This is a genomic window from Ochrobactrum sp. RH2CCR150 (assembly GCA_014138095.1).
In the GTDB taxonomy this organism is placed as follows: Bacteria; Pseudomonadota; Alphaproteobacteria; order Rhizobiales; family Rhizobiaceae; genus Brucella; species Brucella gambitense.
On the sequence record JACGXE010000008.1, the window covers coordinates 194,944 to 216,411 of the forward strand.

Sequence of the window (21,468 nt, forward strand, 5' to 3'; positions counted from 1 at the left end):
CCGAAATTTTTCGTTTCGGGGCTCGTTTCTCAGATTATAAGCCAATGAATTAATGGCGGAAATGACGCATTCCTGTCATCACCATGGCAATGCCATGCTCATCGGCAGCAGCGATCACTTCTTCGTCACGCATCGAGCCACCGGGCTGAATCACCGCGGTTGCACCGGCCTGAACAGCCGAAAGCAGGCCATCCGCAAACGGGAAGAACGCATCGGAAGCGACCACACAGCCCTTGGTGAGCGGCTCCGCAAGACCAGCGGCTTCTGCCGCATCTTCTGCCTTGCGGGCAGCGATGCGTGCGGAGTCGACACGGCTCATCTGGCCTGCGCCAATACCAACCGTTGCGCCGTCCTTCACATAGACGATGGCGTTCGACTTCACGTGCTTGGCGATGCGGAAGGCGAATTTCATGTCGTTCAATTCGGCTTCTCTCGGGCTCCGCTTGGTCACGACCTTGAGGTCGAGATCGTCGACAACGCCGTTGTCGCGTGACTGAACCAGCAAACCACCGGCAACCGTTTTCGCGGCGATGCCTTTTGCGCGCGGGTCGGGAAGACCACCCGTCACCAACAGACGCAGGTTCTTTTTGGCGGCAACGATGGCCTGTGCACCCTGCGTTGCATCGGGAGCGATGATAACTTCCGTGAAAATCTTAACGATTTCCTCGGCGGCTTCTTCATCCAGCGTCTTGTTGAGCGCGACAATACCGCCAAAGGCCGAAACCGGATCGCAGGCGAGCGCCTTCAGATAGGCATCCTTAATAGATGCGCCTTCTGCCACGCCGCACGGATTGGCGTGCTTGATGATAGCAACCGCAGCCGTGCGTGCAGGGTCGAACTCGGCAACGAGTTCGAAAGCCGCATCGGTGTCATTGATATTATTGTAGGAAAGCTGCTTGCCCTGAAGCTGGGTTGCCGTGGCAACGCCCGGGCGCTTTTCGCCAGAGAGATAGAAACCTGCGGTCTGGTGCGGGTTTTCACCATAGCGCATGACCGAATGCAGTTTGCCTGCAACCGAGCGCCAAACCGGCGTTTCTTCTTCAATGGCTTCGGCGAACCAGTTGGAAATCGCCGCGTCATAAGCCGCAGTGCGCGAGAATGCCTTGGCAGCAAGCTTCTTGCGGAAAGCAAGCGGCAACGAACCGCCATGCTTCTCAAGCTCGGTGACCACTTCGTCATAATCTGTCGGATCGACAACAGTTGCGACATAAGCGTGGTTCTTGGCCGAAGCGCGGATCATCGCCGGGCCACCAATATCGATATTTTCAACCGTGGTGTCGTAATCGCCACCCTGGAAGCGGACTTCTTCGAACGGATAGAGATTGATCACGGCGAGATCGATGCCACCAATCTTGTGCTCTTCCATTGCGGCAACATGTTCCGGGTCGTTGCGCACGGCGAGCAGACCGCCATGGACCGCCGGATGCAGCGTCTTGACGCGCCCATCCATGATTTCGGGAAAGCCGGTGATTTCGGAAACATCACGGACCGGAATGCCTTCTGCGGCAATGGACTTGGCCGTACCGCCGGTGGAGAGGATCTCCACGCCATGCGCATGAAGCGCCTTGGCGAATTCGATCAGGCCGGTTTTGTCGGAAACGGAAAGGAGGGCGCGGCGCACCCGATGAAGATCGGGAGCGGGAATATGCTTTGAGCTGACAGCCATAGGAAACGGTCTCTTCGTTGCTGAAGCGTTTTGCGTTCAGGAAAGGGGACAGCGTCGCCGTAGCACAGTCGGACAAGGAATCCTACCGCAAAAGACCGGAAACCACCGGCGAAAGAAAAACCCCGCCATGAAGGCGGGGTTTCGTTTGGGAGGCAATGGGTTATTTCATCGTCGGGATGACGAACTCAGCTCCATCCTTAACCCCAGACGGCCAGCGCGAGGTGACAGTCTTGGTCTTGGTGTAGAAGCGGAATGCATCCGGTCCGTGCTGGTTGAGATCGCCGAAGCCGGAAGCCTTCCAGCCGCCGAAGGTGTAATAAGCGATCGGAACCGGGATCGGCACATTGATACCTACCATGCCGACCTGAACGCGGCTTGCGAAATCGCGGGCCGCATCGCCGTCACGGGTGAAAATGGCGACGCCGTTGCCAAATTCATGATCGTTCGGCAGAGCCAGCGCTTCCTCGTAGTTCTTGGCGCGAACCACCGAGAGAACCGGGCCGAAGATTTCTTCCTTATAGATGCGCATGTCGCGCGTCACATTGTCGAACAGGCAGCCGCCCATGTAGAAGCCATTTTCATAGCCCTGCATCTTGAAGTTACGGCCATCGACGACCAGCTTCGCGCCTTCTTCGACACCGAGATCGACATAACCGCGAATGCGATCAAGGGCAGCCTGCGTGACAACCGGGCCGTAATCGGCGGAATTGTCGGTGGACGGGCCGATCTTGAGCGATTCAACGCGCGGGATGAGCTTTTCCATCAGGCGGTTGGCGGTGTCTTCACCGACAGGAACCGCAACCGAAATTGCCATGCAGCGTTCGCCTGCCGAGCCGTAACCAGCACCGATAAGCGCATCGACGGTCTGGTCCATATCGGCATCCGGCATGATGAGCATGTGGTTCTTGGCGCCGCCAAAGCACTGCACGCGCTTGCCGTTCGAGCAGCCGCGACCATAGATATACTGGGCAATCGGCGTGGAACCAACGAAGCCGATGGCCTGTACATCCGGATCGTCGAGCAGTGCATCGACAGAATCCTTGTCGCCGTTGACGACGTTGAAAATACCGGCAGGCAGACCGGCTTCCATGAACAGTTCAGCCAGACGCATCGGGACGCCCGGGTCACGCTCGGACGGCTTCAGAATGAAGGCGTTGCCGCAGGCAATTGCCGGACCGGCCTTCCAGAGCGGGATCATGGCCGGGAAGTTGAACGGGGTGATACCGGCAACAACGCCAAGCGGCTGGCGCATGGAATAGGTGTCGATCCCCGTACCGGCATTGTCTGTGAATTCGCCTTTCAGCATATGTGCGGAACCGAGGCAGACTTCTACCACTTCGAGACCGCGCTGAATGTCGCCCTTGGCGTCGGCAATGGTCTTGCCGTGCTCGCGTGCCAGCAGTTCGGCCAGGCTGTCATATTCGGCTTCGACGAGTTCGAGGAACTTGCGCAGGATGCGGACGCGGCGCTGCGGGTTGGTTGCGCCCCATGCAGGCTGTGCAGCCTTGGCGTTTTCGACGGCAGCGCGCACTTCAGCCTTGGTGGCAAGCGCGACTTTGGCCTGTACCGTGCCGTCGAGCGGCTGGAAAACGTCGGCGGTGCGACCGCTATTACCGGCAACATGCTTGCCGCCGATGAAATGTCCGATATTGCGCATCGAGAAACCTCCCTGATTACCGTTTATGAGAACATACCCTGCCCCCATCGTTGCACCTATCCTGACTCTGCAAATTCATGATTGCAAGGCGCTGAAAAGCGTATCCGTTGTGCATTTTTTATAGTACGAAACATGATCCCGAAAAGTGGGAACCGGTTTTCGGGATCATGGTCAGGCGAAGTACATTATGAACTGGGATGATATTCGCATATTCCTCGCGGTCGCGCGCTCAGGCCAGATTCTGGGTGCAGCCAAGCGGCTTGGCCTGAACCACACCACCGTGGCGCGGCGGCTGACGGCGCTTGAAACCGCGCTTTCCACCACGCTTTTGACGCGCCGGACCAATGGTTCGACGCTGACGCAGGCGGGTGAGGAATTTCTGCTTGCCGCCGAGCGCATGGAAGCGGAAATGCTGTCCGCCCGCGCGCAGGTTGGTAATGCGGATGTTGCGGTTTCAGGCACGGTACGCATTGGCGCGCCGGACGGTTTCGGCGTGACCTTTCTGGCACCGCGCCTCGCCCGGCTAACACAGCAATATCCAGACCTCACCATCCAGCTGGTGCCGGTACCGCGCTCCTTCTCGCTCTCCCGACGCGAGGCCGATATCGCCATCACCGTCGAACGTCCGGATCAGGGACGGCTCATCGCGCGCAGACTGGTCGATTATACGCTCGGCCTCTATGCCCACCGCAGCTATCTGGAAGCCAACGGCACGCCCGAAAATTCAGACGACCTCAACCACCATCGCCTGATCGGCTATGTGGAAGATCTCGTCATCAACCCGTCGCTTGCCTATGCGCCGGAAATCAGCCGCGACTGGAAACCAGCTTTCGAGGTGTCGAGCGCCCTGGGACAGGTGGAAGCGGTGCGCGCAGGTGCGGGTATCGGCATTCTGCATTCGTTCATCGCCCGCGCAGATCCCGATCTCGTGCCGGTTCTGCCCGACCGGGTGATCCGGCGCGCCTATTGGCTCGCCTATCATGAATCCGCCCGCACATTGCGACGCGTGACAGCCGTATCGGCTCTCATCTCCGAACTGGTGGAAGGCGAAAAATCGCTGTTCAGTTGAGGGCAGGCTTGCTCAATTAAGCCGCATATAGGCGATCATAACGCCGACAATCATCGCAGCCGGAACGAACAATGCGTCAAGGCCGATGAACGCGTGGCCGAGGCCACCGGCAACAGCGCCGAGCATCAAGGCCAGCCAGACGGAAATATGCTGCAACCAGCGCCACTTTGGTGTTTCGCCGCGCAGCGAACAGGCAAGGTCGGCGGCGGCATTGAAAAGCGTTCCGGTCACATAGGTCACGCCGAGACGCGCCGCCCCTATCGGCTGTACGGCTGCATTCTGCGCACCCATGGCGGCGGCGAGCAGCAGCACTGGCTGGATGAGCATCGATCCCTCGCGCCGCAGCACGCCTACTGCCAGCAAGATCACCACGACGCTTGCCATCACATAGAGGCTGCCCCATCGCCCATAGGCGCGCACGGTCAGTGTGCCGAAAAAAGCGCCCAAAAAGAACAGTATGATGAGGATCGCGGGAAACCAGACCAGCACGGAGCCTTGCACGCCCGGTTGCCCCGCGAGTGCGACGCCGAGCTGCGTGGTGTTACCGCTCATGAAGGAAGCGAAGAAACCACCCAGTTGCAGAAAGGCTATCGCATCAACGAAACCAGCCGATGCGGTAAGAACCAGACCGAGCGACAGTTTGGAATTCGGTGTCATTTCACTGGACTTCGGGAAAGGAAACGACCCGGCTTCGACAAAGCCGGGTCTTGCAAGAAATGGAACTGATAATCAGACGCGTTTGACGATGCGCAGAATGATCAGAAGTATTGCCGCGCCGATGAATGCGTTGATGATCGAGGCAATGATACCGCCGCCAACGGAAAAGCCGAGGCGCGGCAAAAGCCAGCCTGCAAAGAACGCACCGATCACGCCGACAATGATATTGCCGATCATGCCGAAGCCGCCGCCCTGCACGACCTTGCCGGCCAGCCAGCCTGCGACGAGACCGACAAAAAGAAATACGATTAGACTTCCAACATCCATGCGCTTTTCTCCCTCCAGAGCACATCCCGAAAAGTGTGAAACGGTTTTCGGGCGAGATGTGCGTCAAAACAAACTGTTAGAGCGCCGTCACCCGGCGCATCTGGACTGAGTTGACAATATGTTTGTCGAGCACACAAGAGGGGTGCGAAAATTTGAGCACAACCTGAAACAGCCTCGCATTTTTCAGGATGTGCCTGAAAATTACGGCGCCAGATGCCGGAATGCGGCGACGACTTCCTCGTAGACCTTGCGCTTGAACGGCACGATCAGTTCCGGCAGCTGCTGCATCGGCTTCCAGTCCCAGCTGTCGAATTCAGCCGTGTGACCACCGGGCGGCGGATTGATCGCGATCTCGCTTTCATCGCCCTCGAACCGATAGGCAAACCATTTCTGCGTCTGGCCGCGATATTTGCCCTTGAGCGCCTGCCCCACCAGATGCGCCGGCAGATCATAATTGATCCAGTCCGGCGCTTCGGCAAGCAGCGAGACCGACTTCATGCCGGTTTCTTCATAAAGCTCACGCAATGCGGCTTCAACCGGGTCTTCACCCTTGTCGATGCCGCCCTGCGGCATCTGCCAGAGCTGTGTCGCACCATCCATCTCGTCGCCCGGAATGACGATGCGATGACCGGCCCAGACCAGACCGGCCTTGTTCAGCACCATCAGCCCGACGCAGGGGCGGTAGGGCAAGCTTTCAGGATCGACAGGGCCTTTGTGCTTCGACATGACATTCTCCATGATATGCAAACTTAGAGCATTTCCTGCAAAAGTGCGTAGCGGTTTTGCGTAGGACAATGCGTAAAAACAAAAAGTTAGAGCGGTTCCACGGTTCCGATTTAACAGGAACCGCTCTAGTTGCGCTCCGGGTCGCGAACCAGCGCCGAAACGGGAACGATTTCGATGCCGCGCTTCTTGACCTCATTCGCCCAATCCCGCACCGCATCGACGGTCACGCCGAATGCGGAGCCGGTGCCAATTGCGCTGCCATTGGCGCGCGCAATGCGTTCCAGCTCATTAAGCCGGTCGAGCACCGCCGAGCGATCCTGCGAAGCGTCGATCAGCACATCGGCTGCCGCATAGGGCACAGCGTCCTTTTGCGCGATCTGATCGGCCTGACTACGGGCAGACGTACCATCATCCAGATAATAAAGCCCGCGCCTGCCGATCTCGCCCAGCACCGGCGCGAACGCATCCGCCTCGCCGGTAAAGCGCGCGCCCATATAGTTCATCACACCGGCATAATTTGTCATGCGTGACAACGCCCACAAAAGCGACGTCTGGTTCTTGGCGGCTCCGTCATCCACGGTCAGCGTGTTGCGCCCGGGATTGATGCGCGGATAGTCGAATGGCTCCATCGGCAATTGCAGCAAAAGCTCATGGCCGTTCTGACGCGCCGCCTGCATCCAGCGTTGCAGGCTGTTGCCCTGCGGCGCGAAGGCCAGTGTCACTTCCGATGGCAGCTTCTCTACAGCTTCCATGCTACCGGTCTGTGACAGGCCAAGCCCACCAATGATCAGCGCGATCCTTGCGCCCCGCGCACCCGACCAGCCGGCGGCATAGGCATCCATTGGCCGCAGGCCGTCAGAGCCGCGCACAGGCAACGGCCCGGTCGCGCTTTGCTCTACCAGTTCTTTTTCCGGCAGATGCGCAACGCGCGGATCTTGCCCCGTCTTGTGCTGGTTCTGCACGACGACAACATTGCCATCTGCCGTACCAGCGGTGACATTCGGCATATCAGGCGTGACCTTGATGATTGCCGGGCCGGTTTGCTGCCCTCCGGTGCCGCGCAGCGCGGTTCCCGGCGCAGGTGTATTGCCAGTCGTGGTCGATGGCTGCCGACCTGTTTTGGCTGCGGCGTCGGGCGGCGTTTGCGTCTCGGCAACCACAGCTTTTTCAGGCTTGCGAAAAGCATCGCGGTTGATCTGCCAGACGGTGAACATCGTGCCACCCGCTACACCCAGAACCACTGCTGCACCTAAGCCAAGCAAAGACCAACGAAAAGCGCGGGAGCGTTCGCCCCCGCGCTTTCGCGGTTTCTTATCCAGTCCTAACGGGCTGTTCAGATCCAGCATGGAACGATCAGTTCAACACGCCCTTCTTCGGATCCGGCGGGAATGCGGCATTTGCCACTTCACCACGCAGGAGCTTCAGAGCTTCATTGAGCTGGATATCGTCCTTCGGATCTGCAGGAACATATGCCGACGAACCGGAGCCGTTATCATCTTCGGCATTGCCCTTGATGTGGCCCTTGAGCTCGGATTCGCCGCGAACAACATCTTCACCCTTCAATTCCGGAGGCAAAGGCTGATCGACCTTGATATCAGGCGTAATACCCTTGCCCTGGATCGACGTGCCCGACGGCGTATAATAAAGCGCCGTGGTCAGACGCAGCGATCCGTTTTCGCCCAACGGAATGATCGTCTGCACCGAACCCTTACCGAAGGATTGCGTGCCGAGCACCGTCGCACGGCGATGGTCCTGAAGAGCACCAGCAACGATTTCCGAAGCACTGGCCGAACCGCCATTGATGAGAACGATTACCGGCTTGCCGTCGGTCAGGTCGCCCTTGCGGGCATCGAAGCGGGTCACGTCCTGCGGATCGCGGCCACGGGTCGAAACAACTTCGCCCTTGTCGAGGAAGGCGTCGGAGACAGCGACGGCCTGATCGAGCAGACCACCCGGATTGAGGCGCAGATCGAGCACGAAGCCCTTCAGCTTGTCGCCCGGGATCTTGCTCTGAATGTCCTTGATCGCCTTGCCGAGATCATCCGCCGTCTGCTCGGTGAAGGAAATCACGCGCACATAACCGACATCGTTCTCAACACGATAACGAACGGCCTTCACCTTGATGACGGCACGCGCGATCTTGAGTGTGATCGGCTTGTCGACGCCCTGACGCATGAGCGTCAGCTCAATCGAGGAGCCGATTTCGCCGCGCATCTTGTCGACCGCATCACTGAGGCTGAGGCCGCGCACTTCCTGACCGTCGATCTTGGTAATCAGATCGCCTGCGAGAACACCGGCCTTCGAGGCAGGCGTATCGTCGATCGGCGCAATGACCTTTACAAGATCATTGTCCATGGTGACTTCAATGCCGAGACCGCCGAATTCACCCTTGGTCTGCACGCGCATATCCTGCGCGGCTTCCGGATTGAGATAGGACGAATGCGGATCGAGCGAGGTCAGCATGCCATTGATGGCGCTTTCCGTCAGCTTCTTGTCATCCGGCGGCGTCACATATTGCGCGCGCACACGTTCGAAAATATCGCCGAAAAGCGCCAGGTCCTTATAGACGTCAGCATCCTTGGCGGCTGCGAAAGCCGTCGAAGCTGGAGCGCCCTGCACCATCACCATGGCGGATGCCCCCATCAGGGCCCCGGCGAACAGCAGCGACAGTTTACGTATCATTTTTACGTCCTTCCAGAAAGCCGCTCGGTCCACCAAGGGGCCGGATCGACGGGTTTTCCATCTTTTCGAAATTCAATGTAAAGCAACGGCGCACCATTGCCCACCTCTATCGGCGCCACACTCGCGAGAAGTTTATCTCCCATCGCCCCGACCGGTTCGCCCGCCAGTACAAACTGGCCTTGCGCCACGTCGATTCGCCCCATGCCTGCCATCACAATATGATATCCATTGCCCGCATCGAGGATCAAGAGTTGCCCGTAAGATCTAAACGGTCCCGCATAGAGCACAACGCCATCGGAAGGTGACGTAATCGTGGCAGAAGGCAAGGTTTCCAGCACCTGGCCCATCATGGCGCCGCCAGCACCATCCTTATCGCCGAAGTGGCGCGACGTCTTGCCCGCTGCCGGTAAAACCAGTTTTCCCTGCAAGGAGGCAAAATTCGTCTGCGCGCGCAGATGGTTTTCGTCCGGCGTACCTTCGCCAGCCCGCTCCCGGGCGGAGGCAAGACGATCGGCCTCGGCCTTGCGCGCTGCATCGGCGGCATCACGCACACCGGCCATCTGCTTGTCGAGCCCGTCGATCAGGTCCTTGAGGCTGCCTGCCTTGGCCGCCAGTTCTTCGGAGCGCTTGCGCTGCGCTTCCATTTCCTGTTCGGACTGGGCTTGCAGCTTCTTCTTTTCATCGAGCAAAAGTGACTGGCGCTTCTGTTCCTCAGCCTGCGTGGTGCGGGTCTGTTGCAGCTTCTCACGCTCCTGCGTAATGGAAGCGGTCACCGTCTGCATATCTTTCAGATCGCCTGTCAGCTCTTCCACCTGCTCGCGCATTTCCGGCACCACTGCACCAAGCAGCACTGCACTGCGCACTGAGGCAAGGGCATCATCCGGTCGGACCAGAATAGCAGGCGGCGGGTTAAGCCCCATGCGCTGCAACGCAGCCAGCACTTCGGCCAGAACCCCGCGCCGCGCCCGCAGCGACGTGCGAATGCCAGCCTCCTGCTCATGCAAGGAGACCAGTTTTTCGGCGATATCCGTGATGTCCTGCTGCAGTTTCTTGTCGGTCTTGGCCGACTGGATCAAGGCAGCGGTGATCGTGTCCTGATCCTTCTTGAGGCTCGCGACCTCGCTCTCGAGCTGCTTGACCTTGTCTCCAGACACGGTCAGCTCGCCGGTCAGCTTTTCGTATTCGCCAGCCGCCTGATCGCGTTGCTGCTGCAAAGCATCCTGCGCCAAGCCGAGCTGCGGAAAGGCCACCGCGCCCAAAAAGGCGCAGGTCGCAAAAAAGCCCGCCCGCGCTAGAGCGAGCAGCCGGAGCTTGCTGAAAAGACGTACAGGACTCATGCGTGTTCTATCAGGGCGAAACAAGGCTAAAATCAGGGCCAAAAATCAGGCTCAGATCAACCTATCCCGATACCGTTAACGAAACATCAACCATAAGCCCCGCGATCCCAATCATTGGCTCGCGCAACTTAATCCAGCCCGTGCGGATAAAATGTGAAAAATGCCGTCTTTCAGTGGGAAACTTCAGGACTCCACAAGTCCAAGCTCAACTTTTCTGCGCCGCATCATCTCGCGCATTGATGCCGTGCGGTGGCTTGCCTTCTCGTCAACCGTATCGGTTTTCTTCCAGATACCGTGTTGCTGCCGGAAATAGTCGATCACCAGCAGGTCTGCATCCACGCGATCCTGTCCATCTTCAACAAAATCGAGCAAAGCACTCACGCAGCTACCCTTGCCCTCGGCCCGACGACTGTTTTGACCGATCATCCAGATGGGAATGCCACGCCTTTCCAGATGGCCCGAAATCCACGGATCATCCACGGTCCACATGACGTCGGGAATATTGTAGAACAACTCGTCGAACCATTCAGGTTGAACAAAAACACCTGCAAAGCCGGAAATCTGGTCGACATAGCCGGGCATGCCGAGTTCCGGCTTGTGGAGAAACAGGGAAGCGATGCGCTTCATTCTGTAGTGCCGGTCCTTGACCTTCCATCGGCTGCGCGGAAGCCGGTCGGCAGGCCTGCCCACATCGGCAATATCGGGGAATGTTTCACCGACCTCAACAATGCAATGGCCCGGCTTGCGCGCCGCTTCCGCCTTGAAGCGTCCATACCACCCGGCGTCATAAATCTTGTCGTCGTCGCAGAACAGGATATCCACGTCCTGCCCCTTCAGATCGCGAGCGGCAGGCAAAACCTTGGTCGCGGGTCCGAGATCTTCATCGCAGCGGACGATTGTTATGCCCGCAGGCACGTTGGGCAGCTGCCCATCCCAATCGGGAAAACGCCGATATTTGTACGGTATATAAAGCCGAACCTCTGCGGCCCTCAGTCTTTGCGACAGAAGCGACAACAGCGTGGGCCTTAAAAGATGAAAGCGCGGGGGAATGGTCGATAGTGTTATAACAGTAGGCTTGCTCATTTCACTCGCGCATTTTAGATTATTCTAATAAAAACAATAAGGTAAATACATTTACACGTATCTGGTTGCGGAGCGCAATCCCAAGTTTCAACGCTTTAGCAACGAAACAAAGATAATCTCAATGCAGGATGATGCGGCAAGGTTGGATGTCATTGAACTGACGCTTCCATCAGCTCTATGCGGTTTCCAAATGGATCGGAAACGTAGCAGCGATTATAATCCGCCAGAGGCTCATCTTCCGTCACGGCATATCCTGCATCGGTCAACCTTTGCACCAACGCCCTCAAGCCACCGACGATAAAAGCTGGATGCGCTTTGCGCGCCGGGACAAAATCGGGATCGACGCCCAAATGAATTTTCAGTGCGCCGTTTTCAAACCAGCAACCGCCTCTTGCGATAAGATTCTGCGGCTTGGTGACTTCCGGTAAGCCGAGAAGAGCGCCATAAAAGGCACGCGCCTTTTCTTCCCCGCCTTTCGGCATGGCCAGCTGAACATGATCGAGTTGCTTGATCCACATGGTTCCGTTCTCCCGCTGTCGCGAACGGCCCGGTTCATGATCGATGATAAGGATGACCGGCCAGAATAGTCGCGGCGCGATAAAGCTGTTCGGCAACGAGAATGCGGGCAATCTGGTGCGGCCAGGTCAGTTCTCCCAAAGCCAGAACCAGATCGGCGCGCGACCGTAAAGCCGGGTCATGCCCATCCGGGCCGCCGATAGCAACGATCAGCTGCCGTTTGCCGTCATCACGCATACGCCCGATGCGCTCGGCAAAAGCTTCGGAACCGAGCGCCTTGCCGCGCTCGTCCAACAGAATAAGAGCCGCGCCATTATCCAGCGCTTCATTGATGCGCTGCGCTTCTTCCGTCTTGCGCAATTCTGCCGTCTGGCCACGACTTTCCGGGATTTCGCTCACACCGGCGAATTCAAGCCCTAAAGGCGGCCCCGCTTTGGAAAAACGGTCGAAATAACGCTCGACCAACTCCCGATCGGGGCCGGCTTTCATCCGGCCCACGGCAAAAACACTCACACGCATCGCGCCCTCAATATGGCAGGGAGTTAAAGCACCTGCCGGGTCGCAGCAGACGACAGATCAATGGACGGTTTCCAACGCGCGTTCGTCGTCGAAATCGTCATCGAGCCATATCTTCTCGATATTGTAGAAGTCACGGACTTCCGGTCGGAAGATGTGCACGATGATATCGCCCGTGTCGATCAGGACCCAATCGCCACTGTCTAGCCCTTCGACACGCACATTCTTGCAGCCCGCTTCATTGAGCGCCTGCAAAAGATGGTCGGCCACAGCCGTCACGTGACGGTGCGAACGGCCCGACGCGACGATCATATAATCGCCGATCGTTGATCTTCCGCGAATGTCGATGGGGATGATGGATTCTGCCTTGGAGTTTTCGAGACTGGCCAAGGCCGCGTCGAAGGTCTGGGACACGAGATCGGTCTCGTTCATCCTGACCAGTGAAGGCGCGTGGAGAGCCTTCTTCTCAAGTGCTGTTCTCAGTGTATTGCCTTTCTAACAAGAACAACCCGCTACGGCAGTAAAAGCACCGTACAGACCTAAGATAGGCAGAGTCCCTGTTTTGTTTCAAGAGTCACGACCTTGCAGGGCCGTTCACTTTTTCGATTATCTCGCTTTTTTCGCATATATCTTGTTAAAACCGTCACGGAACTATCAAGATCGTGTGCCGGACTTGCGAATAGCGCTTGATGAAAGTGACGAACGCGGGCCATGGATAAAGGTCCAGGCTGGCGGCGAGCGGCGAGCCAGCATCGGCGCATATTGCTCATCGAGACGGCTGTGGGAAAAGGTCTGCGCCATGCGCGACGACAGGTAAGCCAGCGTCGAGCCGGGACGGTCGATCACCGCAATCGGGAAATTATTGGCGATTTCGCGCCAGCGCTGCCAGCGATGGAACGATGCCAGATTGTCAGCGCCCATCACCCAGACAAAATGCACGCCGGGATTGGCATCGCGGATCAGGGCCAGCGTATCGGCGGTGTAGCGCACATTGAAGGCCGCTTCGAGCGCCGTCACCTTGATGCGCGGGTCACTGGCGATTTCTTCGCTCCACCGCAGCCTCTCCGCCAGAGGGGCCAGTTCGCGCGTGTCTTTCAGCGGATTGCCCGGCGTCACCATCCACCAGAGCTGATCGAGCTTCAGTCGCCTGATGGCAATCTCCGCGACCAAAGCGTGACCGCCATGCGGCGGGTTGAACGAACCGCCAAACAGCCCAACCGCCATGCCTTTTTCGGCATGAGGCATGCGCAGATAATGCGCATCCACATCCGGATATTGTTCTTTCAGTGCGGAAAGCCCGAAGCCAAAGCGCATCAGCTTCGAATCTGCCCGTTGCCGCGAACGCGATACTTGAATGAGGTGAGCTGTTCGACACCCACCGGGCCGCGCGCATGCATCTTGCCCGTGGCAATGCCGATTTCCGCACCCATGCCGAACTCACCGCCATCGGCAAACTGCGTCGAGGCATTGTGCAGCAAAATGGCCGAGTCGATTTCATTGAAGAACCGCGCAACCGCTTCCGCATCCTCGGCGACGATGGCTTCGGTATGATGTGAGGAATAGCGGTTGATGTGCCGGATCGCACCATCGACGCCATCGACAAGCGTGACTGAAATGATCGCATCCAGATATTCGGTGGACCAGTCTTCTTCACTCGCCGCAATGGCTGCTGGATAAAGCGCCTTCACCTCGTGGCTGCCGCGAATTTCGCAGCCCTTGGCGGCCAGATCTTCAAGGATCGGCACGAGATGCGTCGAGGCGACGGCGCAATCCACCAGCAGCGTTTCCGCCGATCCGCAAATGCCCGTACGCCGCATCTTGGCATTGACCGCAATGTTGCGCGCCATGTCGAGATCGGCAGTCTTGTCGACATAAAGATGGCAGATGCCTTCCAGATGCGCGAAAACCGGCACACGCGCTTCCGATTGGACGCGCGCGACAAGGCTTTTGCCGCCGCGTGGGACAATCACGTCGATAGCGCCGTCGAGCCCTTTCAGCATTTCACCGACCGCCGCACGATCGGTCACCGGCACGATCTGGATAGCGTCGGCAGGCAGGCCGCCAGCTTCCAGTCCAGTCACCAGTGCCTTGTGAATAGCCGCAGACGAATGGGCCGAATCCGATCCGCCGCGCAGGATCACCGCATTGCCAGCCTTGAGGCAGAGCGCACCGGCATCAGCCGTTACATTCGGACGGCTTTCATAAATGACGCCGATCACACCAAGCGGCGTGCGCACGCGCTCGATATGCAGACCATTGGGACGATCCCATTCGGCAATCACCGCACCAACAGGATCAGGCAATGCTGCAATGGCGCGGATGCCTTCCGCGATCCCCTCAATGCGCTTGTCATCGAGCGTCAGGCGATCCACGAAGGAAGCAGCCATTCCACTCTGGGCGGCATTGGCCAGATCAAGCTTATTAGCCTCGAGGATGGCGTCGCGGCTTTGGAGAATAGCGCCGGCTGCCGCCAGAAGGGCCTTGTTCTTCTGCTCCGCGCCAGCAATCGCCAGTGGTGCTGCGGCGGCTTTCGCCTTGCGGCCCACTTCGGCCATGATCGCGGCTATGTCGCTTCCAGCTTCCACTTTATTCAGCATCCTCTCCCGCCTTTCAGTGTTTAGGCATCTTCCGTCTCGGTTGCCACGGCTGCGCCGCGCACCACGAGATCATTGCGATGGATCATTGCCGCACGGGCATCATAGCCAAGAATGGTGCTGATCTCATCGCTTTTATGCCCGGCAATCTTGCGCGCATCCTCGGCATCGTAAGCGATCAGCCCACGTGCAATCTCACGACCGTCTTCATTGAGCACAGCCACCGTATCACCGCGCTCGAAATGACCGTCAACGTCCCTCACGCCTGCAGGCAAAAGCGACTTGCCCGATTTCAGCGCCTTGGCAGCGCCTGCATCGATCGTGAGACGGCCCGCCGGCTCCAGATTGCCGGAAATCCATGTTTTCCAGGCATTGACCGGGGCACGCGCAGCTTCGAACAGGGTGGCACGCTCACCGCGATCAATCGCCGAAAGCGGTCCCATGCGGATACCGGACGTGATGATCATCGCTGTTCCAGCGGCATTGGCGATCTTGCCCGCATCGAGCTTGGTCTTCATGCCCCCGCGCGACAGTTCCGAAGCCGCAGCGCCTGCCATGGCCTCGATCTGCGGGGTGATGGTTTCCACCAGCGGCAGAAACGCGGCATCCGGGTTCTTGTGCGGCGGCGCCGTATAAAGCCCGTCAATGTCGGAAAGCAGGATCAGAAGGTCAGCGCCCATCATGGTCGCCACGCGGGCGGCCAGACGATCATTGTCGCCATAGCGAATTTCTGTTGTCGCCACCGTGTCGTTTTCATTGATGACCGGAACGGCCTTGAGCTTCAAAAGCGTCTCGATGGTCGCGCGCGCATTGAGATAACGACGGCGCTCTTCGGTGTCGGAAAGTGTCACCAGAATCTGGCCCGACTTGATGCCATGACCACCAAGCACGTCGGCATAGGCCTTGGCCAGTGCGATCTGACCGGCAGCCGCGGCTGCCTGACTTTCCTCAAGTTTCAGCGCTTTCTTCGGCAGGCCGAGCACAGTGCGCCCCAGCGCGATAGCCCCGGATGAGACCACCAACACCTCGACGCCTGCGTGATGCAGGGCGGCAATGTCCTGCCCCAGGCTTTCCAGCCATTCGCGCTTCAGGCCCTTGGCGCGATCCACCAGAAGAGCGGAACCAATTTTTACAACAATGCGGCGATAGTCTTTCAGTTGCTTCAGCATGCTTTCATTCCTCTCGCCGCATTCAGCCTTATTCGTCGACTTTCGCCGTTCCGGCTTCCTGCGCACGACTCGCGTCGATAACAGCGCCAAGCTGGCGGAGCGCATCGTTCAGGCCTTCATGGCTGACAGCGGAAAGCAGCAGCGGATCGCGTCCGCAGGCCTTCTTCAGCGCCTTGACCTTGGCCTTGCGCGCATCGGGGTCGAGCGTGTCGATCTGTGACAGCGCGACGATTTCCGCCTTGTCTGCGAGACCGTGCTCATAAGCTTCAAGCTCGCCGCGAATGACCTTGTAGGCCTTCGCCACGTCTTCTTCCTGCGCCGACACCAGATGCAGCAAAACTCGCGTGCGCTCGACATGACCGAGGAAACGGTCGCCAAGGCCAACGCCTTCGCTGGCGCCTTCGATCAGGCCGGGAATATCCGCGATCACGAATTCACGCGCATCCACACGCGCAACACCGAGATTAGGGTGCAGCGTGGTAAACGGATAATCGGCAATCTTCGGCTTGGCTGCTGTCACACTGGCCAGGAACGTGGACTTGCCTGCATTGGGCAGACCGACCAGACCGGCATCGGCGATCAGCTTCAGGCGCAGCCAGATGGTACGCTCGATGCCTTCCTGTCCGGGATTGGCGCGGCGCGGCGCGCGATTGGTCGAAGTCGTGAAATGCAGATTTCCAAAACCGCCATTGCCGCCCTTGGCCAGACGATAACGCTGGCCGACTTCGGTGATGTCACAGATCAGCGTTTCATCATCTTCTTCGAAAACCTGCGTTCCAACCGGCACCTTGAGAATGACATCGTCACCCTTGCCGCCGGTCATGTTGCGGCCCATGCCATGCATGCCGGTCTTGGCCCGGAAATGCTGCTGATAGCGATAGTCGATCAGCGTGTTGAGGCCGTCGACCGCTTCAACCCAGACATTGCCGCCACGTCCGCCGTCGCCGCCATCAGGACCGCCAAATTCAAGAAACTTCTCGCGGCGAAACGATACGGCCCCTGCCCCGCCGTCGCCGGAGCGGATATAGATCTTGGCCTGATCGAGAAATTTCATTGAACCTTACCTCTTGCGGCGCAATCGCGCCTTAAACCCGGGCCCGCGCATCATCTTGCGCGAGCCAAATTGCAATTACAGCAAAACCCGTTTCCTGCAAACAGTTGCAGTGGTTGGATTTCATCAGAACTTGTCTTTCCAGACAGGTTCGCTGAAGTCGATATAGAGCAGTTCCTGATCCAGATACTGCCCTTGCACAAAAAGCGACTTCGGCTCAAGCCCGTAGGTCTTGAAGCCGAGCGCATGATAGATCCGCTTTGCCGGTTCGTTCGTCGCCACCACCTTGGCATCGAGAAGCACAACCTGTGCCGCGGAATGTTCGATCACTTTTTGAACCAGAGCCTTGCCCAGTTCCAGCCCGCGCGCTTCCGGCGCTACAAACACGCCCCAAAGCGTTCCGCGATGGCGCTCGGATTTGCGGTCGTGGCGAAACATACCTGCCGTACCCAGCAGATTTTCACCGTCGAATGCGCCAAAGATAATGTTGCCATCCACCTGCTCCAGACGACGCGCAAACACGCTGTCGGAATAGGCATTTTCTTCCTCGAAGCTCGATCCGAAGGACATCGGCGCGCGGCTCAGCGCACTCAATCTGATAGCGCGATAGCGATGCAGGTCGCCCTTGTCGAGGGCGCGCACCACAATCTTTTCGGGTGCACTCACATAAGCGTCGTTCATTGCATTCCCCATTCTCTTTATTATTTTCTCGACCATCTGCCGAAAACCACTTCATGCTTTTCGGGACGTGTTCATGGCGGCCCTGCGAAACACGCAGGGCCTTGTGTTCTTATGACTGCCAACTTCTCAGGCCGATCCAGGTGCGCCGGTCGAGAACATAGCGTTCAACGGGCACGTTTCCGGCAGCAAGCGTATCCGACATGCCCATATTGCTGAACTGGAAACCGCACTTGTGGATCACACGACGCGATCCATTGTTGGTCGCCCGGCAGGAAATATGCAGGCGGTCGATCGCCGTCGCCCGAAACACCAGATCGATCAACGAATGGGCGGCTTCGGTGGCAAAGCCATCCCCCCAATAGGGCTCGCCCAGCCAGTAGCCGATCTCCAGACCGTCGCCATGTTTATTCGCATGAATGCCGCAACAGCCCATAAAGATGCCGGTCTCGGCTTGCGTAATGGCGTAGATGCAATTGCCCATCTCGCCTTTTCGCACGCGCTCGACAAAGTCGACGGCATTCTCACGCGTGTATGGATGCGGCATGCGAGTGAGCATGCCTGAGACGCGAAGATTGTTGGCAAGATAGGAAATGGCATCTACGTCTTCGACATGCGGCGGGCGCAGAACCAGCCTTTCGGTGACCAAGACGGGGCAATCTAGCTCAGGGGCTAACTCAGGAGCCAACTCGGGCTCCAGATCAGCTGCCAGACCGGGGGAGAAATCGGCGAAACGCTCTCTCCGGCTCGTACAGCTTTCTGCGTAACTATCTTCTTCTAAAACGTCGACAACCATTTGTCTGTCCTCCAGATGCAAAAAGGGAAGATGGTGGCCCCATCTTCCCTTCGATCTTTTGGCTAGGCTGCCATATACACCGGGTCCGATGGGACGCCGGTGGTTTTAAGAGGCCCGGCTTACTCTGCTGCTTCCGCGATCGGGTCTACCGATACGTACGTGCGGCCGTTGGCTTTCGTACGGAAAGATACGGAACCGTTCGTGGTTGCAAAAATAGTGTGGTCCTTGCCGAGGCCAACATTGGCGCCCGGATGCCACTTCGTGCCGCGTTGACGCACGATGATGTTGCCAGCGAGCACAGCTTCGCCGCCAAACTTCTTCACGCCAAGGCGTTTGGATTCTGAATCGCGACCGTTACGCGAGGAACCGCCAGCTTTTTTGTGTGCCATTGGTGTTCTCCTTTAATCTCTCTACTTACTCAGCCGACTCGGCCTTGGCTGCAGCCTTCTTAGGCGCTGCCTTCTTCGGCTTTGCGGCTTCGCCTTCAGCGGCTTCTGCCTTCGGAGCCTTCTTCTCAGCGGCCTTCTTCGAAGGCTTTGCGCCGTCGGTGAGGATCTCCGAGATGCGGATGGTCGTCAGTTCCTGACGATGACCACGGGTGCGCTTCGAATTCTGACGACGACGCTTCTTGAAGGCGATGACCTTGCGAGCACGGCCCTGTTCGACGACTTCGGCGGTCACAAGAGCGCCTGCGACGACTGGTGCGCCAATGGTCGTGCCGACCATCAGAACTTCTGCGAATTCTACGATGTCACCGGCTTCGCCAGCAACTTTTTCGACCTTGATCAGGTCATTTGCGGCAACGCGATACTGCTTGCCACCGGTCTTGATGACTGCGAACATTTGTTGTCCTTTCGGTTGTTCGGTCCGGCTCTCATTTCCACGACATTAGCGCCGAAGTGATGGGCCGTCTTTTTATCAGTCGGTTAAGTGAAGGGCTTGCACCCCTTGATCGCGGCCCGGAAACTCGGAAATCCTCAATCAAAACAATAGGCGCGGACTGCCCCACGCCTAAGGTCTGGTGCTTATAGGTTCGGAACGTGGGAAAAGTCAAGAATTTTCACGAGAGATTGCAAATTAGGTCTTGTCTAATTGCAATCAGCCCGCTATTGAGCCGCTACACACTTAGCATTCGCTTTTGATGCTGTTTGACGGTGCGGTTATATAGATCGTTTTACCGGATTGCACAATGCGGAGAGGTGGCTGAGTGGTCGAAAGTACCGCACTCGAAATGCGGCGTGGGGGTAACTCCACCGTGGGTTCGAATCCCACCCTCTCCGCCATTTGTTTAATTAAATCAAATACTTAGATGGATTTCTATAGTTTTTGTGCGCTTTCAAATATCCCGCTTACTGTCACGATATGAACAAGGCCGCGCTTGCGGCACGCAGGAAAGCTTTCCAGAGGCCATTTGTTTTATAACGAGACGCCGCCTTGGCACGATTCCCCAGCATGATCATGCTGCCCATCGAAAAAATATCATAAGCCATAAGGATCAATTCCGACTGACGCGCCTTTTAATTCCCGCTTTGCAAGGACGATGAATTCTTCCCAAGATTTTGCTAAGTTAGATGTCATTTGGTTAAGCAACGCGATCTTCCCCATGACTTCCTTGTAAACATCATCTGGCACCCAACGCTCATCTGCGGTTCGCCAAGTCATTCGCCCTCGACCATCTGCGGTGTAAAGAGAATAGAGATCGTCAAGAAAGGTGTCAGAATCTTCACAAAACTTCACGTAGAGCCGCTGTATTTTCTCGTTATGAAAAGGGAATATGTCGTCTTGCCGAAAGTAAATAATGTCCCGAAGTCCGTTATAGGCGTCATCGTTCATATACGTTTCAATTGCATGCTCTCTCAATATATAGAATTGTCGCCTGTCCACAATTTTTAGAAGTGAGTTGAGTTTTCTGACATCATCCACCAACAAATTGTTTTTCATGCCGGTGTCATTAGCGAAATCCGCAAGCTCGATGCCCAACCACGTAACGAGTGATCCGATCAAGAGGATTACGCCCGCGATATTCAGATTATGAAAGTCAATCGGCCATTGCACCCAGATAAGTGACCCCATGACAGCCAAGCAGGATCCAATTCGTGCTAGCTTACTCGGATGTTCGGGGATTGCGCGCATGTAGAATAACTCCTAATAAATCTGTCGACCGCATCTCCAGCTCAGCACTTCCAAAACCGCACCGGGTTTTGAACATGCTTCAATTCTGGATTCGTAATCTGCTTCCCCCGGTTTCCTACATACAGTTCCCAAACACTTTCCGGTGCTTCTTTGCCAATAAATCCAAATCGATGCCCCTCAGCGTCTGAGGCGTGTGGCACATCTGAGAAATTTTCAAGCGTCGCGGGTAGCCAAATCTCAGGCGAGAACACTCCAACGGCCACACCTCGGACGACTGCAACTACGTAAGTGGCATTCTCCGCCCGATTCTTATTGATGCGCCAGCAGTATCGGGTGAGATCATACATCGCTTTTCGATTGAAACGCTCCTCAAGCTTGTTGATGCAAATAAGGACCAAGCTTTCTGTAGGTTCAATCGGGAACTCAGGAAGACTGTATTTGTCGATTAATTCGATGTGGTTCATCGGACCACGATCAGTGCTTGCATGACCACCTTGAATGTTGGTTAATCCGGGATAAGCATCGATCAGAGCCGCTTCTACTTCGAATATCGCTTCGTCCGGAATTTCGTGCCTGTGAATGACGTGGGTGACCGAAAGACCGGCATTCTTGATTGCCCGAATACGATCCAGCTTTGCGCCAAGGATTTGATCACCGTCGCCGTCGCCAGCGGCAACGCCTGCAGCATGGTCAAACACACGGTTACCTTTTCCTTTTCCGACATAAAACGTCTCGCCGTTGCGCGGATCGATTAGTCGATAGACATAATTGCCAAGCTTCTCGCAAACTTCTTCAGAAAAACGCATCGTTA

24 protein-coding genes and 1 tRNA gene are annotated in these 21,468 nt (G+C 57.2%); 2 read left to right on the plus strand and 23 right to left on the minus strand.

The features are described from left to right. Positions 1 to 49: 49 nt before the first annotated feature. Both purH and FHW03_RS17325 read right to left on the minus strand, forming a co-directional pair. Entirely contained in the window at positions 50 to 1,666 is a 1,617-nt protein-coding gene (gene purH / locus FHW03_RS17320; RefSeq protein ID WP_182521749.1) for a bifunctional phosphoribosylaminoimidazolecarboxamide formyltransferase/IMP cyclohydrolase, read from the minus strand. Between the two features lie 160 nt (positions 1,667 to 1,826). Next, positions 1,827 to 3,323, minus strand: a complete 1,497-nt coding sequence (locus FHW03_RS17325; protein WP_182521750.1) for a CoA-acylating methylmalonate-semialdehyde dehydrogenase — start codon at positions 3,321 to 3,323, stop codon at positions 1,827 to 1,829. Positions 3,324 to 3,510: 187 nt separating this feature from the next. Here FHW03_RS17325 and FHW03_RS17330 point away from each other — a divergent pair, with 187 nt between their 5' ends. Then, entirely contained in the window at positions 3,511 to 4,392 is an 882-nt protein-coding gene (locus FHW03_RS17330) for a LysR family transcriptional regulator (protein WP_078340930.1), read from the plus strand. A gap of 12 nt (positions 4,393 to 4,404) precedes the next feature. On the opposite strand, the gene FHW03_RS17335 is transcribed toward FHW03_RS17330, so the two are convergent. The 18 genes from FHW03_RS17335 to rplU form a co-directional block, all read right to left on the minus strand. Then, positions 4,405 to 5,049 carry a YoaK family protein gene (locus FHW03_RS17335; protein WP_182521751.1) on the minus strand — a complete coding sequence of 215 codons (645 nt, stop codon included), beginning with the start codon at positions 5,047 to 5,049 and terminating at the stop codon, positions 4,405 to 4,407. Between the two features lie 72 nt (positions 5,050 to 5,121). Further along, entirely contained in the window at positions 5,122 to 5,376 is a 255-nt protein-coding gene (locus FHW03_RS17340; protein WP_078340905.1) for a GlsB/YeaQ/YmgE family stress response membrane protein, read from the minus strand. Positions 5,377 to 5,577: 201 nt separating this feature from the next. Continuing rightward, complete coding sequence (locus tag FHW03_RS17345) at positions 5,578 to 6,102, minus strand: RNA pyrophosphohydrolase (RefSeq protein WP_182521752.1); 525 nt, start codon at positions 6,100 to 6,102, stop codon at positions 5,578 to 5,580. Positions 6,103 to 6,227: 125 nt separating this feature from the next. Then, the gene (locus FHW03_RS17350; protein WP_182521753.1) at positions 6,228 to 7,448 is read right to left on the minus strand and encodes a divergent polysaccharide deacetylase family protein; all 1,221 of its coding nucleotides are present in this window, start codon (positions 7,446 to 7,448) and stop codon (positions 6,228 to 6,230) included. Positions 7,449 to 7,455: 7 nt separating this feature from the next. Then, complete coding sequence (locus FHW03_RS17355; protein ID WP_182521754.1) at positions 7,456 to 8,784, minus strand: S41 family peptidase; 1,329 nt, start codon at positions 8,782 to 8,784, stop codon at positions 7,456 to 7,458. Between the two features lie 2 nt (positions 8,785 to 8,786). Continuing rightward, positions 8,787 to 10,121, minus strand: coding sequence for a murein hydrolase activator EnvC (locus FHW03_RS17360; RefSeq protein ID WP_182521755.1), 1,335 nt, complete (start codon positions 10,119 to 10,121; stop codon positions 8,787 to 8,789). 183 nt (positions 10,122 to 10,304) lie between these two features. Then, positions 10,305 to 11,204 carry a glycosyltransferase family 2 protein gene (locus FHW03_RS17365; RefSeq protein ID WP_182521756.1) on the minus strand — a complete coding sequence of 300 codons (900 nt, stop codon included), beginning with the start codon at positions 11,202 to 11,204 and terminating at the stop codon, positions 10,305 to 10,307. 149 nt (positions 11,205 to 11,353) lie between these two features. Continuing rightward, on the minus strand, positions 11,354 to 11,722 hold the full coding sequence (locus FHW03_RS17370; protein ID WP_182521757.1) for a VOC family protein: 369 nt from the start codon (positions 11,720 to 11,722) through the stop codon (positions 11,354 to 11,356). Between the two features lie 34 nt (positions 11,723 to 11,756). Beyond that, positions 11,757 to 12,239 (minus strand): 23S rRNA (pseudouridine(1915)-N(3))-methyltransferase RlmH, encoded by a 483-nt coding sequence (rlmH, locus tag FHW03_RS17375; RefSeq protein WP_182521758.1) that lies wholly within the window; start codon positions 12,237 to 12,239, stop codon positions 11,757 to 11,759. Positions 12,240 to 12,296: 57 nt separating this feature from the next. Beyond that, positions 12,297 to 12,668: a ribosome silencing factor gene (gene rsfS / locus FHW03_RS17380; protein ID WP_078340911.1), complete on the minus strand. Its 372-nt coding sequence runs from the start codon at positions 12,666 to 12,668 to the stop codon at positions 12,297 to 12,299. Between the two features lie 222 nt (positions 12,669 to 12,890). Further along, positions 12,891 to 13,550, minus strand: coding sequence for a nicotinate-nucleotide adenylyltransferase (locus tag FHW03_RS17385; RefSeq protein WP_182521759.1), 660 nt, complete (start codon positions 13,548 to 13,550; stop codon positions 12,891 to 12,893). Continuing rightward, a complete protein-coding gene (locus FHW03_RS17390; RefSeq protein ID WP_182521760.1) occupies positions 13,550 to 14,833 on the minus strand; it encodes a glutamate-5-semialdehyde dehydrogenase in 1,284 nt (427 codons plus the stop codon). Before FHW03_RS17390 ends, FHW03_RS17385 begins: the two co-directional genes overlap by 1 nt. Before the next feature lie 20 nt (positions 14,834 to 14,853). Beyond that, positions 14,854 to 15,999, minus strand: a complete 1,146-nt coding sequence (proB, locus tag FHW03_RS17395; RefSeq protein ID WP_182521761.1) for a glutamate 5-kinase — start codon at positions 15,997 to 15,999, stop codon at positions 14,854 to 14,856. Between the two features lie 28 nt (positions 16,000 to 16,027). Continuing rightward, on the minus strand, positions 16,028 to 17,053 hold the full coding sequence (obgE, locus tag FHW03_RS17400) for a GTPase ObgE (protein ID WP_182521762.1): 1,026 nt from the start codon (positions 17,051 to 17,053) through the stop codon (positions 16,028 to 16,030). Between the two features lie 123 nt (positions 17,054 to 17,176). After that, the gene (locus FHW03_RS17405) at positions 17,177 to 17,731 is read right to left on the minus strand and encodes a GNAT family N-acetyltransferase (protein ID WP_078340932.1); all 555 of its coding nucleotides are present in this window, start codon (positions 17,729 to 17,731) and stop codon (positions 17,177 to 17,179) included. A gap of 109 nt (positions 17,732 to 17,840) precedes the next feature. After that, a complete protein-coding gene (locus FHW03_RS17410) occupies positions 17,841 to 18,524 on the minus strand; it encodes a GNAT family N-acetyltransferase (RefSeq protein WP_182521763.1) in 684 nt (227 codons plus the stop codon). A 119-nt stretch (positions 18,525 to 18,643) separates the two neighbouring features. Then, the gene (gene rpmA, locus FHW03_RS17415) at positions 18,644 to 18,913 is read right to left on the minus strand and encodes a 50S ribosomal protein L27 (RefSeq protein WP_010661520.1); all 270 of its coding nucleotides are present in this window, start codon (positions 18,911 to 18,913) and stop codon (positions 18,644 to 18,646) included. Positions 18,914 to 18,938: 25 nt separating this feature from the next. Beyond that, positions 18,939 to 19,367: a 50S ribosomal protein L21 gene (gene rplU, locus FHW03_RS17420; RefSeq protein WP_078340917.1), complete on the minus strand. Its 429-nt coding sequence runs from the start codon at positions 19,365 to 19,367 to the stop codon at positions 18,939 to 18,941. Between the two features lie 350 nt (positions 19,368 to 19,717). On the opposite strand from rplU, the gene FHW03_RS17425 reads away from it, so the two are divergent. Beyond that, positions 19,718 to 19,807 (plus strand) — tRNA-Ser (locus FHW03_RS17425). 72 nt (positions 19,808 to 19,879) lie between these two features. Here the strand turns inward: FHW03_RS17425 and FHW03_RS26080 are convergent. Genes FHW03_RS26080 through FHW03_RS17435 form a run of 3 tightly spaced genes read right to left on the minus strand, consistent with a single transcriptional unit; the run spans position 19,880 to position 21,463 of the window. Further along, positions 19,880 to 20,014, minus strand: a complete 135-nt coding sequence (locus FHW03_RS26080; protein ID WP_377515087.1) for a hypothetical protein — start codon at positions 20,012 to 20,014, stop codon at positions 19,880 to 19,882. Then, on the minus strand, positions 20,004 to 20,657 hold the full coding sequence (locus FHW03_RS17430) for a hypothetical protein (protein WP_182521764.1): 654 nt from the start codon (positions 20,655 to 20,657) through the stop codon (positions 20,004 to 20,006). Before FHW03_RS17430 ends, FHW03_RS26080 begins: the two co-directional genes overlap by 11 nt. A 41-nt stretch (positions 20,658 to 20,698) precedes the next feature. After that, entirely contained in the window at positions 20,699 to 21,463 is a 765-nt protein-coding gene (locus FHW03_RS17435; RefSeq protein WP_182521765.1) for a hypothetical protein, read from the minus strand. Positions 21,464 to 21,468: the final 5 nt, after the last annotated feature.

Bases quoted from the DNA above. Each gene is read 5' to 3' on its own strand.
- proB (WP_182521761.1), bottom strand. From the start codon at position 15,999: ATGCTGAAGCAACTGAAAGACTATCGCCGCATTGTTGTAAAAATTGGT.
- FHW03_RS17365 (WP_182521756.1), bottom strand. From the start codon at position 11,204: ATGAGCAAGCCTACTGTTATAACACTATCGACCATTCCCCCGCGCTTT.
- FHW03_RS17345 (WP_182521752.1), bottom strand. From the start codon at position 6,102: ATGTCGAAGCACAAAGGCCCTGTCGATCCTGAAAGCTTGCCCTACCGC.
- obgE (WP_182521762.1), bottom strand. From the start codon at position 17,053: ATGAAATTTCTCGATCAGGCCAAGATCTATATCCGCTCCGGCGACGGC.
- FHW03_RS17385 (WP_182521759.1), bottom strand. From the start codon at position 13,550: ATGCGCTTTGGCTTCGGGCTTTCCGCACTGAAAGAACAATATCCGGAT.
- FHW03_RS17325 (WP_182521750.1), bottom strand. From the start codon at position 3,323: ATGCGCAATATCGGACATTTCATCGGCGGCAAGCATGTTGCCGGTAAT.
- FHW03_RS17355 (WP_182521754.1), bottom strand. From the start codon at position 8,784: ATGATACGTAAACTGTCGCTGCTGTTCGCCGGGGCCCTGATGGGGGCA.
- rsfS (WP_078340911.1), bottom strand. From the start codon at position 12,668: ATGAACGAGACCGATCTCGTGTCCCAGACCTTCGACGCGGCCTTGGCC.
- rpmA (WP_010661520.1), bottom strand. From the start codon at position 18,913: ATGGCACACAAAAAAGCTGGCGGTTCCTCGCGTAACGGTCGCGATTCA.
- FHW03_RS17435 (WP_182521765.1), bottom strand. From the start codon at position 21,463: ATGCGTTTTTCTGAAGAAGTTTGCGAGAAGCTTGGCAATTATGTCTAT.
- FHW03_RS17335 (WP_182521751.1), bottom strand. From the start codon at position 5,049: ATGACACCGAATTCCAAACTGTCGCTCGGTCTGGTTCTTACCGCATCG.
- FHW03_RS17410 (WP_182521763.1), bottom strand. From the start codon at position 18,524: ATGGTTGTCGACGTTTTAGAAGAAGATAGTTACGCAGAAAGCTGTACG.
- FHW03_RS17370 (WP_182521757.1), bottom strand. From the start codon at position 11,722: ATGTGGATCAAGCAACTCGATCATGTTCAGCTGGCCATGCCGAAAGGC.
- FHW03_RS26080 (WP_377515087.1), bottom strand. From the start codon at position 20,014: ATGGCTTATGATATTTTTTCGATGGGCAGCATGATCATGCTGGGGAAT.
- FHW03_RS17390 (WP_182521760.1), bottom strand. From the start codon at position 14,833: ATGCTGAATAAAGTGGAAGCTGGAAGCGACATAGCCGCGATCATGGCC.
- FHW03_RS17360 (WP_182521755.1), bottom strand. From the start codon at position 10,121: ATGAGTCCTGTACGTCTTTTCAGCAAGCTCCGGCTGCTCGCTCTAGCG.
- FHW03_RS17405 (WP_078340932.1), bottom strand. From the start codon at position 17,731: ATGAACGACGCTTATGTGAGTGCACCCGAAAAGATTGTGGTGCGCGCC.
- FHW03_RS17350 (WP_182521753.1), bottom strand. From the start codon at position 7,448: ATGCTGGATCTGAACAGCCCGTTAGGACTGGATAAGAAACCGCGAAAG.
- rplU (WP_078340917.1), bottom strand. From the start codon at position 19,367: ATGTTCGCAGTCATCAAGACCGGTGGCAAGCAGTATCGCGTTGCCGCA.
- FHW03_RS17430 (WP_182521764.1), bottom strand. From the start codon at position 20,657: ATGCGCGCAATCCCCGAACATCCGAGTAAGCTAGCACGAATTGGATCC.
- purH (WP_182521749.1), bottom strand. From the start codon at position 1,666: ATGGCTGTCAGCTCAAAGCATATTCCCGCTCCCGATCTTCATCGGGTG.
- rlmH (WP_182521758.1), bottom strand. From the start codon at position 12,239: ATGCGTGTGAGTGTTTTTGCCGTGGGCCGGATGAAAGCCGGCCCCGAT.
- FHW03_RS17340 (WP_078340905.1), bottom strand. From the start codon at position 5,376: ATGGATGTTGGAAGTCTAATCGTATTTCTTTTTGTCGGTCTCGTCGCA.
- FHW03_RS17330 (WP_078340930.1), top strand. From the start codon at position 3,511: ATGAACTGGGATGATATTCGCATATTCCTCGCGGTCGCGCGCTCAGGC.